At 65.3% G+C, this 12,972-nt stretch carries 13 protein-coding genes; 6 read left to right on the top strand and 7 right to left on the bottom strand.

Going from position 1 to position 12,972, the window contains the following annotated elements:
* Positions 1 to 199 precede the first annotated feature (199 nt).
* Both Q1U94_RS05205 and aspS read left to right on the top strand, forming a co-directional pair.
* Positions 200 to 838: a hypothetical protein gene (locus tag Q1U94_RS05205; protein WP_300542481.1), complete on the top strand. Its 639-nt coding sequence runs from the start codon at positions 200 to 202 to the stop codon at positions 836 to 838.
* A 152-nt stretch (positions 839 to 990) separates the two neighbouring features.
* Positions 991 to 2,805, top strand: a complete 1,815-nt coding sequence (gene aspS, locus Q1U94_RS05200) for an aspartate--tRNA ligase (protein ID WP_300542479.1) — start codon at positions 991 to 993, stop codon at positions 2,803 to 2,805.
* 135 nt (positions 2,806 to 2,940) lie between these two features.
* On the opposite strand, the gene Q1U94_RS05195 is transcribed toward aspS, so the two are convergent.
* The 3 genes from Q1U94_RS05195 to Q1U94_RS05185 form a co-directional block, all read right to left on the bottom strand.
* The gene (locus tag Q1U94_RS05195) at positions 2,941 to 4,173 is read right to left on the bottom strand and encodes a pentapeptide repeat-containing protein (RefSeq protein ID WP_300542477.1); all 1,233 of its coding nucleotides are present in this window, start codon (positions 4,171 to 4,173) and stop codon (positions 2,941 to 2,943) included.
* A 123-nt stretch (positions 4,174 to 4,296) separates the two neighbouring features.
* Complete coding sequence (locus Q1U94_RS05190; RefSeq protein WP_300542475.1) at positions 4,297 to 4,788, bottom strand: pentapeptide repeat-containing protein; 492 nt, start codon at positions 4,786 to 4,788, stop codon at positions 4,297 to 4,299.
* Between the two features lie 52 nt (positions 4,789 to 4,840).
* A complete protein-coding gene (locus Q1U94_RS05185) occupies positions 4,841 to 7,786 on the bottom strand; it encodes a hypothetical protein (protein ID WP_300542473.1) in 2,946 nt (981 codons plus the stop codon).
* Positions 7,787 to 7,957: 171 nt separating this feature from the next.
* On the opposite strand from Q1U94_RS05185, the gene Q1U94_RS05180 reads away from it, so the two are divergent.
* Both Q1U94_RS05180 and Q1U94_RS05175 read left to right on the top strand, forming a co-directional pair.
* On the top strand, positions 7,958 to 8,368 hold the full coding sequence (locus tag Q1U94_RS05180) for an NADH:ubiquinone oxidoreductase subunit NDUFA12 (RefSeq protein WP_300542472.1): 411 nt from the start codon (positions 7,958 to 7,960) through the stop codon (positions 8,366 to 8,368).
* 55 nt (positions 8,369 to 8,423) lie between these two features.
* A complete protein-coding gene (locus Q1U94_RS05175) occupies positions 8,424 to 8,909 on the top strand; it encodes a DUF2155 domain-containing protein (RefSeq protein ID WP_300542471.1) in 486 nt (161 codons plus the stop codon).
* On the opposite strand, the gene aat is transcribed toward Q1U94_RS05175, so the two are convergent.
* From aat to aroQ, 4 genes are read right to left on the bottom strand one after another with little or no spacing between them, the layout of a single operon-like run.
* On the bottom strand, positions 8,876 to 9,526 hold the full coding sequence (gene aat / locus Q1U94_RS05170; protein WP_300542469.1) for a leucyl/phenylalanyl-tRNA--protein transferase: 651 nt from the start codon (positions 9,524 to 9,526) through the stop codon (positions 8,876 to 8,878). The two genes, Q1U94_RS05175 and aat, sit on opposite strands and share 34 nt — an antisense overlap.
* 21 nt (positions 9,527 to 9,547) lie before the next feature.
* Positions 9,548 to 10,894, bottom strand: coding sequence for an acetyl-CoA carboxylase biotin carboxylase subunit (accC, locus tag Q1U94_RS05165; protein ID WP_300542467.1), 1,347 nt, complete (start codon positions 10,892 to 10,894; stop codon positions 9,548 to 9,550).
* Positions 10,895 to 10,922: 28 nt separating this feature from the next.
* Positions 10,923 to 11,408, bottom strand: a complete 486-nt coding sequence (accB, locus tag Q1U94_RS05160) for an acetyl-CoA carboxylase biotin carboxyl carrier protein (protein ID WP_300542466.1) — start codon at positions 11,406 to 11,408, stop codon at positions 10,923 to 10,925.
* Positions 11,409 to 11,439: 31 nt separating this feature from the next.
* Positions 11,440 to 11,874, bottom strand: coding sequence for a type II 3-dehydroquinate dehydratase (gene aroQ / locus Q1U94_RS05155; protein ID WP_300542464.1), 435 nt, complete (start codon positions 11,872 to 11,874; stop codon positions 11,440 to 11,442).
* A 76-nt stretch (positions 11,875 to 11,950) separates the two neighbouring features.
* On the opposite strand from aroQ, the gene thiS reads away from it, so the two are divergent.
* Together thiS and Q1U94_RS05145 are read left to right on the top strand one after the other, a co-directional pair.
* A complete protein-coding gene (gene thiS, locus Q1U94_RS05150; protein ID WP_366917259.1) occupies positions 11,951 to 12,151 on the top strand; it encodes a sulfur carrier protein ThiS in 201 nt (66 codons plus the stop codon).
* Positions 12,152 to 12,153: 2 nt separating this feature from the next.
* Positions 12,154 to 12,954, top strand: coding sequence for a thiazole synthase (locus tag Q1U94_RS05145; RefSeq protein WP_300542462.1), 801 nt, complete (start codon positions 12,154 to 12,156; stop codon positions 12,952 to 12,954).
* Positions 12,955 to 12,972 lie beyond the last annotated feature (18 nt).

Here is a 12,972-nt window from a genome sequence, read left to right as displayed (position 1 = left end):
AGCCCGTCCGTACCTGCCCGGTCTTGACCGCCCGGCGCGAGCCGGGACCAAATCTCCGTGTGCGGGACGCCGGACGGCGTCACACACAGCTACCAGCGACGACGCCCTAGGCGTCCCGCACCCCTCCCATACCGCCAGCGCTAAAGCGCGTGGCGCCTTCCCGGCTGCCCGCTTCGGGCCTGCCAGAAAGGACGACATCATGCGCGCCAGGACCACGTCAAAGACCGGCCTCCGCCGCCGGGACCATGCGCACCCGGATCCGGAAACCCCGCCGGAGCGTCAGGGCTGCGCCGAGCCGCTCGACATACTGCGCGAAGCGGTCAGATTCCATGTGCTGAAGCAATGGGCGCGCTTTCACATTGCCCCCAATGTGGAGCGCTGGAACCATCCCGGCGGGCTTTACGGCCTGATCGTGGACGGTCAGGTCGATCTGGCCAGCGTGCCCCTGCCCGAATTCCTGCCCCGGCCGGAGACGGCCACGGTCTGGCAGGCGCGCGAGCTGGAACTCCTGGCCGCCCATCCGGAGACCGGCACGCGGGTCGACCCGTCCCGGCCGCGCCCCGGCCCCGGCTGGGAGCGTGCGCGCTGGTGGCGCGGCTTTGTCGATCCGGCCCATCCTCTGCCCCTGCCGGCGCCGCCCCGGCCGGAGGAACTCTCCCGGATCGCCGAGGACGCGGTGGCGGCCGAGGCGGTCAACCGGGCCGGAAAGCCGGACGCGCCGTCAGCAGAACACTCCCTGGCCGATTTCCTGCCCCCGCGCTGCAACACCCGGCCGGCGCATCAGATCGCCGCGCTGACCGACCGCATGCTCCGGCGCACTCCGGGCGGTGACACGTGAACGCGCGGCCCGGAAACGTGGAGAGCGAAAGTACCGGGCCCGTCCCCGGACCGCGCCAACTGCGCCCGGGCCCCCGCGCAGCTTGACATTCAGCCTCACAAACCGGCACATCGCGGCACCTGTCACACACCGATTTCCCGGACGTTTTCATCATGCACGCATACCGCACCCACACCTGCGCCGAGCTGCGCAAGGATCATGTCGGCCAGGAGGCCCGGATTTCCGGCTGGATCCACCGCAAGCGCGACCATGGCGGGCTGCTCTTCATCGACCTGCGCGACCATTACGGTCTGACCCAGGTCGTGCTGGAGCCGGAGAGCGCGCATTTTTCGACCCTGGAACGGCTGCGCGTGGAAAGCGTGATCACGGTGACCGGCGAGGTGGTCGCCCGCTCGGACGAGACGGTGAACGAGAATCTTCCGACCGGCGAAATCGAGGTGCGCCTGAAGGATCTGTCCATCCAGTCGGAAGCCGAAGAGCTGCCGCTGCCGGTGTTCGGCGAACCGGACTGGTCGGAAGAGGTGCGCCTGAAGCACCGTTATATCGATCTGCGCCGGGAAAGCCTGCACAAGCGTATCGTGCTGCGGGCGAAGATCATCGACAGCATTCGCCGCCGCATGGTGGACGAGGGTTTCATGGAGTATCAGACGCCGATCCTGACGGCGTCATCGCCGGAAGGCGCACGCGACTTCCTGGTGCCCTCGCGCCTGCATCCGGGCAAGTTCTACGCCCTGCCGCAGGCTCCCCAGCAGTTCAAACAGCTGATCATGGTCTCCGGCTTCGACCGCTATTTCCAGATCGCCCCCTGTTTCCGCGACGAGGATGCCCGTGCCGACCGTGCGCCCGGCGAGTTCTACCAGCTCGACATGGAGATGAGCTTCGCCACCCAGCAGGACGTGTTCGATGTCATCGAGCCCGTCATGAAGGGCCTGTTCGACGAATTTGCCGACGGCCGGCATGTGCCGGACGAACCCTTTGTCCAGATCCCGTATTTCGACGCGATCCGCTGGTACGGCTCGGACAAGCCGGACCTCAGGAACCCGATCAGGATGTCGGACGTGTCGGAGACCTTCCGCGGTTCCGGCTTCAAGGTCTTTGCCGGCATGCTGGAGAAGAATCCCAAGGTCCAGGTCTGGGCGATCCCGGCGAAGACCGGCGGCAGCCGCGCCTTCTGCGACCGCATGAATGCCTGGGCCCAGAAGGAAGGCCAGCCGGGGCTGGGCTATATCTTCTGGCGCGAGGAAAACGGGGCCATCGAGGGCGCCGGACCGATTGCCAAGAATATCGGCGAAGAGCGCACCGAGGCGCTGCGCGTGGAACTGGGCCTGGAACCGGGCGATGCGGTCTTCTTCGCCGCGGGCGATCCGAAGGAATTCCACAGTTTTGCCGGCCGGGCGCGCGATGTGGTCGGGCGCGAACTCGATCTCTGCGAGAAGGACACGTTCCGCTTCTGCTGGATCGTCGATTTCCCGATGTACGAGTGGGACGAGGACAACAAGAAGGTCGACTTCTCGCACAACCCCTTCTCGATGCCGCAGATCGATCCGGACGAATTCCTGGAGTTCGACGGATCGGACACCGAGGCACTCCTGAACCTCAAGGCTTTCCAGTACGACATCGTCTGCAATGGCGTGGAACTCTCCTCCGGTGCGGTGCGGAACCACCGTCCCGACGTGATGCTGAAAGCCTTCGGCTTTGCCGGCTATGACGCCGGGACGGTCGAGGAGGAGTTCGGCGGCATGCTCAACGCCTTCCGCTATGGCGCGCCGCCCCATGCGGGCATTGCGCCGGGTGTCGACCGGATCGTCATGCTGCTGGCCGGCGTGGAGAATCTGCGCGAAGTGGTGATGTTCCCGAAGGACCAGCAGGCGCGCGACCTGATGATGAATGCTCCGGCCGAGGTCGAGATGAAGCAGCTGCGCGAACTGCACCTTCGCACGGTTGTGCCGGATGCGAAGAAGGGCTGACGGTCCGCCGCCGGCGGCCGTCTAGAGCATTTTCAGCGAAAGTGGGTACCGGTTTCGCGGTTCGAAAATGCGATAAACAAGAAGCTGGAGCATTTTCAGCGAAAGTGGGCACCGGTTTCGCGGTTCGAAAATGCTCTAGCGTTCGGGCCGCGGTGGCGGTTGGGGGCCGTCGCGCGGCACGTCCGGCGGTCCGAAATGCGTGCTGGGCATGGATTCGATGACCTGGCGTGCGGCTTCGCGTGACGCCTCCCGGCGCTCGTTCAGCAGCCGGTCCCGTTCCCGTTCCAGATCCCGCACGATCGAGGCCCGTTCACGCTCGCGTTCGACGCGTTCGCGCGCCAGTTCGCGCTGAACTTCGCGCATTTCCCGTTCCGCCCGGGCAATCTCGCGCATGGCCTCGGCCGTCGCCTGGCGGATGGCGTCGCGGTCGAGATCCTGGGCGTGCGCTTCCAGCGCCTCGCCGATCTGGGAGAGGACTTCGATCCGGACGTTTTCCAGTGCCTGCAGCTCGATCAGGGTGTCGGCATCGGCTTCGCCGTGGAAACGCAGCACATAGTCGTATTCCTGCCGGGCATCCACGTCCGGTGCACGATCGCCGTTGCAGCCGGGCAGGGTAAGCGTCTCGTTGATGCGGGTAATCTCGTCGCCGCAAGCGCCGGACAGGCTTTCCTTGGACAACCCGATGGCATCCTCGATCCGGGCAGCGGAAAAATTGGCGCCGTTGAGATTGGCACCGGTGAAATCGACATCGCTCAGCTGCGCGTTCTCGAAACTCGACCCGGTCAGGTCCGCATCGCGGAAGCTGATGTCATCGCCGGTGATTTCGGCGAAATTGGCCCGGCGCAGTTCGGCCCCGCGGAAATTCGTGTCGTCGAGTGTGGCGCGCAGGAAGTTGACCTGGCGCAGACGGGCATTCGCGAACAGGGCGTCGCCGAGATCGGAACCGATGAAGGTGACAAACACCATCTGTGCGCCGCTGAAATTCGCGTTCTGAAGATCGGCCGAGGAGAAGTTGACGCGTTCGATCGTGGCATTGCCGAGATTGGCGTGGCCGAGATTGGCGCGCGAGAAGGTCACGCCGGTCAGGTGCGCGCCGGGCATGTCTGCGTCGGAGAAATCCGTGCCGTTGAACCGGCTCTCTACAATGGTCACGCCGGGCAGTTCGCTGTCGGCGAAGGTCGAGCCCTGGAAATTGGCCCCGATGAAGACCGCGCCTGCGAGATTTTTGTCGGAAAAGTCGCAATTCTCGCACTCGCCGCCGATCGCCAGGCCGCGGCGCGGATGATCGTCACCGCCGGCCCGTGCCGGCGCGGCAGCAAGGACGGTGGAGGCCAGAAGGGCAAAAAGGGCGGGTATCCGTATCCGCATAAGGTCATGGGATACGGCAGCCGCCGCCCGAATTCGACTTAATTCACAGTAACCCCACCGCATATCGTATGAACGGTATGCAGATTTGTCCGAACTGCAAACCCTTTGGGAGGCGCCGCCTTGCTACTGGCCGCAGGAGGAGACGGTGAGGCCGGCAGGCAGGCGCGTGGAGGCATCGCCACAGGCGGTATCGAGCTGAGCCTGGGTGAGGCCTCGCGCCGTCTCGAATTCGGCGCCCGACAGGGTCGCGCCGGAAAGATTGGCGCCTGTCAGGTCGGCACTGCCGAAGTGGGCGCCCACGAGATTGGCCCGGCTGAGATCGGCATGGCGGAAACTGGCGCCGGTGAAGCGCGCACCGAACAGGTTGGCCACCGAAAGGTCCGCATTGTCGAACCGGGCGCGGTTCATTGTCGCCAGGGCCAGGCTGGCCTGGCGCAGGCGGGATCCGGACACGTCGAGGCCCGGCAGGTCACGATAGGCAAGATCGGCCTGGAACAGATTGCAGCCAGGGCAGGACTGACCAGACTGGACGCGCGCAATCTGCGCCGCGTCCTGGGCCGGCGCGGTTGCCGGAGCAAGAATCAGAATTGCCAAGGCGAGCATCAAACGTGCCATTATGGTGCACTCCAAGCCGGTATTCCCCGTTTCGGTGCAAGGCCTGCGCCCACTAGCCGCCCTCGCTCCAGCCGCAGGCATCGCAGCTGCGCGGCCCGTCTTCACCGCCGGCAACGGTAAAATGACCGCATTCGGGGCAAGGATCGCCGGAATAGGCGGAAATGTCCCGCGATGCGGTCCGGCTTTTCGCCGGGGAGTGATCCTCCAGCTCGTAGTGGCCGCTTTCGCTGTCCAGGTCACCGCGGGCACTCGCCGCCTTGCGCGGCGCATGGGCGAACATAAGGATATTGTCCGGCACCTGGCCGCGGGAGAAGCCACGGGAAATGAATTTCGCTGCTTCTTCCCGGGAGAGCTTTTCCTGTTCGACACCCTTGCCGATGCCGCCGGGGTCGGCGCGATCCGGTGCGATTTCGGCCAGGTCCTGCCGGCCCAGATAGGATACGCCCAGCTCGCGGAAGAGATAGTCGAGGATCGAGGTCGCCTGCTGTATGGAGTCATTGCCTTCGACCGGGCCGGCGGGCTCGAACCGGGTGTAGACGAAGGCATCGACATATTCCTCCAGCGGCACCCCGTATTGCAGGCCGATGGAAATCGCGATGGCGAAATTATTCATCAGCGAGCGGAAGGCGGCGCCTTCCTTGTGCATGTCGATGAAGATTTCGCCCAGCTCGCCATCGTCGAACTCACCGGTGTGCAGATATACCTTGTGGCCGCCCACTGTGGCCTTCTGGATATAGCCCTTGCGCCGGTCCGGCAGTTTGCGGCGCGCGGCCGGCTTTTCCACGACACGTTCGACTGTGCGTTCGACGATGCGCTCCTCGACCGGCGGTTCGGCGGCGTAATCGCCCTTGTCGAAATCGATGGCGGGCAGCAGATCGAACAGGCCGGAGGCTGTGCGACGGATGTCCAGGCGGCGCAGGCCCAGTTCGGCACCCGTGTCGATCAGCGCGGCGACATCGTCGATGGTGGCATCGCCGTCCAGCTCCAGGGAAAGCGCGCAGGCCCCTTCGATCTGGTGTTCCAGGGCTTCGGCCAGGCGCATCTGCGCCTGCGGTGGTGCCGGTGCGAAAACCCCGCGGATGCCGGCATCGAGACCGGGGGCCTCATACAGGTCGCCCGCGCCCAGCGCATAGCGGTCAGCGGCGCGAATGTCGGCCTCGGAATAGCCCAGCGCTGCGCACAGGGACTGGCCTTCCGTCTCCACCACATCGCCCGGCAGGCCAAGTTCGCGGCAAACCCTGTCGCCGAGTGTCCAGCGATTGAGCGCATGGCGTACCGAGGCGCCTTCACCGATTGAATCCTCAAGCCGTTCCAGGGCATCTTCGGGTACGCCGCGCTCGAGCAGGGCCTCGCGGGAAATTCCTGGCGCGCCGCGCAGCGTGCCGTGTCCGGCGGCGTGATCCTCTGCAGTCTCGATCTCGGTGGCGGACAGGCCCAGCGTTTCCAGTCCGCGCCGGGCACATTCGCGCAGGCGGTAACCGCCCGCGAAGCTGCCGTCGGCTGTGACGGCGCCCGCAACCGGTGCGGCACCCAGGCTGTCGGCGTCCAGCAGGCCGGCGATGCACGGGTCGGGGGCGTGACAGGCCAGCTGAACGCCGGGCCGCGCGAGGGCCGCCTTGGGCAGGAAGGGACCGGCGGCCTCTTGCAGGCGGGTCACGACGCCGTCGAAGGCTTCGGGCAGTCCGTCAAGCTCGAGATCGGGGCCAAGGCCGGGCGCATTGGCGCCGGTTTCCGACGCTGCTTCGCGCAGCGCGATTGTCGCCAGGCGTCCGATCGCGGCGGCGGCCGTACGACCTTCCTCGCTGTCATAGGCCAGGCCGCAGCTCATCAGCAGGGCGCCGACCCCGTCCAGCGACAATGTGCCTGCCGACTGCGCACCCTTGGGAGCGCTCAGGGCCAGTGCCGCTGCCCAGTAACATACGGCGTCGGCAAGCAGGTCGGCGCGCACCTGGCTGGCTTCGTCGAGGAAGGCGGGCAGGTGAATGTAGAGCGTGGGCCCTGCCGCGGCGGGGCTTTCGTGAAATGCCAGTCCCGGCGTGCCGAAACTCCAGATCGTGCGGGCGATTCCGGTGCGGAAGTCGCGGGCGCGAACGCTGCCGCCGTCCTGGTCGAAGGACCAGGCATCGTCGTCGCGGATCGCCTGGGCCAGCGCGTTGGGCACATGCAACAGCGCCGGGCGCTGCGGCACGGCGTCGGGGATGAGGGCGCTCAGGGCATCGTCGCTCGTGCCTTGGCGCGCCAGGGCAAGGGCACGCTCGACGGCTTCCTCGGGAATACCGTCCTTGAGGGCCCGGCGCATGGCACGGGCCAGGGCAGCATTGCGCCTGGGGTCGAAACAGTCCGCCTCGTCTCCGGAACAGCGCCGGCAGGCTTCGCCGATCGCTTCCAGGCGGTCGCGCGTGACGCGGGCGCCGACTTCGAGCACGGATGAGCGCAGCGCACCTTCTGCAACCCTGCGCAATTGCCCGGGCGCTGTGCGGGCGCCGGCACGTATCTGCAAGGGTGCGTCGGCCGCGCCGGCCGGTTCCGGTGTGTCGCCATAGGCCCAGTCGACACCGCCGTCGCGGATCAGGCCGGCGTCGGGACTGACAAAACGGCCGGTGATCGTGGCGGCCAGTTCGCGGGCAAAGGTCTCTGCCGCCTCCGGCGTATCGAAACCGCCCTGGCGCGCGGCAGACCAGGCCAGCGAGCCGGCAAGACGGGTGCCCACGTCCTCCAGTCCGCGCTCGAGACGGCGTTCCTCACCATCGGCGATATGGGGTGTGAGTGCGCCGAACGACTTGACGCCAGGCCTGGGCTTGGTGGCAGCGGGGCGCGGGATGTTCAGGAGATCGGCCAGGGTCTGCGCGGCGTTGGAACTCCAGCCGGCCGGCACCGTGATATGGCGCGTATCGGCGCCGAATTCAGGATCGCAACCGGCTGCAACCTCGCGGTCTTCCGGCATGTAGCGCTCGCCCGCAGCAGACAGAGTTTCGGCGAACCGTTCGAAGACCTGCATGTTTTCCACCACCCTCAAGCCTCCCGAATCGCCCGGGAGAGTCACAAGTCTACCGCGCCGGAGGACGGCCAAGAACCCCGCCGCCAGGCCCAGCCGCGTTCGGCACTGGACCGGCCCGTCTTGCGCAGGCATATAGGCGCGGCTGTCTCGACCGACTCGGAGCCGCTGACAATGTTCGGATTGATCGCCAAGATTTTCGTGTGGTGGAAGGACGCCACGCCGGGAACCTTCCTGACGCTTGCCATGCGCGGCGCGAAGAAGGTCGGTGAAGACGAATACGGCAATCGCTATTTCGAAGAACGCGGAACGACAGGACCCGACGGCCGCAAGCGCCGCTGGGTGGTCTACAAGGGTTATGCCGATGCCTCGCGTGTGCCGTCCGACTGGCATGGCTGGCTGCACCACACGTTCGAGAAGCCGCCGAGCGAGGAGCCGCTGCGGCGCCAGCCCTGGGAAAAGGACCATTATCCCAATCTCACCGGCACGGTTTACGCCTATCGCCCGACCGGCAGTCTCCTGGTAGGCGAGGAACGTCAGGCCGCCACGGCCGATTACGAGGCCTGGTCTCCGGACGAGGCCTGATCACCGGGGCGGCCGCGCCTCGACAGTGTCACAATCGGTGGGCAGAGTGGGCGTCATGAAAACCGGTCTTCTTGTTTCCCTTGCGTCTGTGTGCTTGGCGGCGTCAGCGCTGGCTCAGCAGACACAGTCCCAGTCGTCCGAACCCTCCGGCGCGGATCGCGACGAGGTTGCCGGCATGCTGCGCCGGGACGATCCCGATGCGCGCGAGCGGGAGCCGCTGTCTTCCGAGCCCGGCAGCGTCGTTGTGCTGCGTGGTCTCGACAAGGTCACGGCGCGCACCCGGGATTTCGAAATCGAGATCGGCGAGACGGAACAGTTCGGCGCCCTGGCCATCACCGCGCAGTATTGCCGCAAACGGCCGCCGGAAGAGACGCCGGAGACCTATGCCTTCCTGCAGATCCGTGACCGGCGCACGGATGGGTTCGGGGTGGATGTCGAGGGCGAGCAGATCTTTTCCGGCTGGATGTTTGCCTCACGCCCGGCGCAAAACCCGCTCGAACATGCCGTTTACGATGTGTGGGTGCTGGACTGCAGGGCCTGAGCGCCGCTGATTTCATCCGGCATTGCGAAGAAATCCGCATCCTTGGCGAGAGCCCGCGAAAGCAGCGTCTTGTAGTCGGTTCGCGGGATCGTCTCGGCGCCGAAACGTTCCAGGTGTTCCGTGGTGAACTGGGTGTCCAGCAGGACATATCCGCCGGCCCTCAGCCGTGCGACGAGATGGACCAGGGCGACTTTCGACGCGTCGCGCCGTCGCGAAAACATGCTCTCGCCGAAGAACGCGCCGCCCAGTGCGACGCCGTAGAGGCCGCCGACCAGCTCGCCTCCGGCCCAGCACTCTACCGAATGGGCATAACCGAGCCGGTGCAGTTCGCTGTAGAGCGTGAGAATGCCGGAATTAATCCAGGTCTCCTCCCGGCCGGGCGCCGGTTCGGCACAGCCCTGCACCACTTGTTCGAAGCACTCGTCGATACCGACCTGGTACAGGTCCTTGCGTACGGTCCTGGCAAGGCTGCGGGAGATGTGGAAACCGTCCAGCGGAAGCACGCCGCGTTCGTCGGGATCGAGCAGATAGATGCGCGGATCGTCACGGCCCTCGGCCATCGGAAAGACGCCGCGAGCGTAACAATCGATCAGGTCTTCCGCACCGAAACCGCGCATCGGGCCTCCGCAGCGAAACGGCTAGCCGTTGCGCTTGGCCAGCCACTCCTCGAGCCAGCGGATATGGTAGTCCCCGTTCACGAAATCCGGTTCCTCGAGCAGGTCGAGGAAGATCGGGATCGTGGTCTCCACACCGCCGACGACCATTTCTTCCAGTGCCCGTCGCAGCCGCAGCAGCGTTTCCGCCCGCGTCCGGCCGTGCACGATCAGCTTGCCGATCAGGCTGTCATAATAGGGCGGGATGGAATAGCCCGCGTATAGGGCGGAATCGAGGCGAACGCCGAGACCGCCCGGGGCATGGAATTCGGTGACCTTGCCCGGCGAGGGCGCGAAGGTCTTGGGGTTTTCCGCATTGATACGGCACTCGATGGCCCAGCCCTCGAAGGCGATGTCGGACTGCTTGATGTCCAGCGGCGCGCCGTCGGCCACGCGAATCTGTTCGCGCACGAGGTCGATACCGGTGATCATCTCGGTGACCGGGTGTTCCACCTGCAGGCGGGTATTCATTTCGATAAAATAGAACTCGCCGTTCTCCCACAGGAATTCGATCGTTCCGACACCGCGATAGCCGATCGCCTCGATCGCCTTGCGGACCGTGTCGCCGATCTTCTTGCGGTCTTCGGCATTGAGCGCCGGCGAGGGTGCCTCTTCCAGGAGTTTCTGGTGGCGGCGCTGCAGCGAGCAGTCGCGTTCGCCCAGATGGACCACATTGCCGTGCGTATCGGCCAGGACCTGGATCTCGATGTGGCGCGGCTGGCCGAGATATTTTTCCAGATAGACCGTGCCGTCGCCGAAGGCGGCCGAGGCTTCTGCCGACGCAGTCTCCATCGCGCCTTTCAGCTTGTCGGGGCTTTCAGCGACCTTCATGCCGCGCCCGCCGCCACCGGAAGCAGCCTTGATCAGAACCGGATAACCGATCTCCTCCGCGATCGGCTTGGCTTCCTCATAGGTTGCGACACCGCCTTGCGAGCCGGGCACAACCGGGATACCGGCGTCCATCACGGCCTTCTTGGCCGTGATCTTGTCGCCCATCATGCGGATATGCTCGGCCGTCGGGCCGATGAAGGCGAGGCCATGGGCCTCGACGATCTCGGCGAACCGGGCATTCTCCGACAGGAAGCCATAGCCGGGATGGATGGCCTGGGCGCCGGTCACTTCCGCTGCGGTAATGATCGAGGGAATGTGCAGAGAGGATTTGCTCGCCGGCTGCGGGCCGATGCACACGCTTTCGTCGGCCAGGCGGACAGGCATCGCATTGGCGTCGGCCTCCGAGTGGACGGCCACGGTGCGGATGCCCATCTCGCGGCATGCGCGATGGACGCGAAGGGCAATCTCGCCGCGATTGGCGATGAGGATCTTGTCGAACATGGTTATGCGCTCGCGTCGGGTATGAGCGTCAGGACAGGACGAAGAGCGGTTCGCCGTATTCCACGGGCTGGCCGTCCTCGACCAGGATATCCGAAATCGTACCGGCCTTGTCGGCGGTGATCGGGTTGAAGGTCTTCATGGCTTCGACCAGCAGGATGGTGTCGCCCTGTTTCACCTTGTCGCCCACGCGGACGAAATTGGCGCTGTCGGGATTCGGCCTGAGATAGACGGTGCCGACCATGGGCGATTTCACCGTGCCGGGCTGATCTCCGGCGGGGGCGGGAGCGGCGGCCGGCGCCTCCTGCGGTGCCGAAGCGGCGGCTGCAGCGGGCGCCGGCGACGGGACGGACACGGTCTGTGCGACCGGTGCCACCGTCAGCTGGCGTGCGATGCGCAGGCGCAGATCGTCATGCTCGACTTCGATCTCGGACAATTCCGTTTCGCGGAGGATGTCCGCCAGCTCGCGAACGAGTTTGGGGTCGATCGGAGAGCGGGAGCGGGAATCAGAACTCATGATGAAATGCCTTTGGTTCCGTCGATTGCGTTTAAAGACACCGGGCGGCGGCTTCGATCCCCAGCAGGTAGCTGTTCAGCCCCAGACCCGTGATGGAGCCCCGTGCGGCCGAGGCGATGTAGGAGTGATGCCGGAAAGGTTCTCGTGCCGCTGTTTGACTCAAATGAACTTCGATGACCGGAGGTTCTATAGCGCGAACGGCGTCATGCAAAGCGACCGATGTATGCGTCAATGCACCCGGGTTGAAAACGACCGCAGAGGCGTTGACGTTCGCGTCATGCAGCCAGTCGATCAGCTGTCCCTCGTGATTGGACTGGCGAAAGACGATGGAAACCCCCAAATCACGGGCACGGGACTCGCACGCGGATTCGATATCGGCCAGCGACATCGCCCCGTAGACTTCGGGTTCGCGCGTACCGAGAAGATTGAGATTCGGGCCGTTGAGGATGTGAATGGGTTTGGTCATGGCCTTGCTTTGAAGCCGGAAGGGGAATTACGACGTGACAGACGTCAGGACTCACGAAAGGTCAAGCGAAGCCGTGCTGCAGCTCACAGTCAATGGCGAAAGCCGGTCGATCCCGGCCGGTGCGAAGATTGCCGACCTTGTCGCCGATCTAAAGCTCGACGGGCGAAAGATCGCTGTGGAACGCAATCTGGAGATCGTGCCGCGCTCTCTTTATGGACAGACGGCACTGGAAGACGGCGACCGGATTGAAATCGTCGCGTTTGTAGGAGGTGGTTAGGCATGGACGACGCAACGACCCTCAAACCGCAACAGGACGCACCGCTGGTCGTCGCCGGCCGCAGCTTTTCGTCGCGTCTGATCATCGGCACGGGCAAGTACGAGACCTATGCGCTCAATGCCGAGGCGCTGCAGGCGTCCGGCGCGGAGATGATCACGGTGGCGGTGCGCCGGGTGAACCTGTCCGATCCCGGCGAACCGCGCCTGATCGATTTCATTTCGCCCGAGGATTACACCTACCTGCCCAACACGGCCGGCTGTTTCACCGGCGAGGATGCCATCCGCACGCTGCGCCTGGCGCGCGAGGCTGGAGGGTGGAACCTGGTGAAGCTGGAAGTCCTCTCCGATCCCAAACACCTCTATCCCGACATGGCCGAGACGTTGCGCGCAGCCGAGATGCTGATCGCGGACGGGTTCGAGGTGATGGTCTATTGCTCGGACGATCCGGTCTACGCCAGGAAGCTGGAAGAGGCCGGCTGCTGCGCGATCATGCCGCTTGGCGCGCCGATCGGGTCGGGCCTGGGCATCCAGAACCCGGTCAATATACGCCTCATCGTCGAACAGTCGGGCGTTCCGGTGATCGTGGATGCGGGCGTCGGAACGGCCTCCGATGCCGCCGTGGCGATGGAACTGGGCTGTGACGGCGTGCTCATGAATACGGCCATTGCCGAAGCGAAGGATCCGGTGCGCATGGCGCGGGCGATGCGCCACGCCGTTGTCGCTGGCCGCGAGGCCTATCTCGCCGGGCGCATGCCGAAGAAGCGCTATGCTGATCCGTCCTCGCCGCTGTCGGGTCTGATCTGATCCCGGCTTGCAATGTTC

Origin of the sequence: Maricaulis sp., assembly GCF_030149515.1 — a bacterium.
Classification (GTDB): Bacteria; Pseudomonadota; Alphaproteobacteria; order Caulobacterales; family Maricaulaceae; genus Maricaulis.
This window is presented reverse-complemented; position numbering and strand designations above follow the sequence as displayed.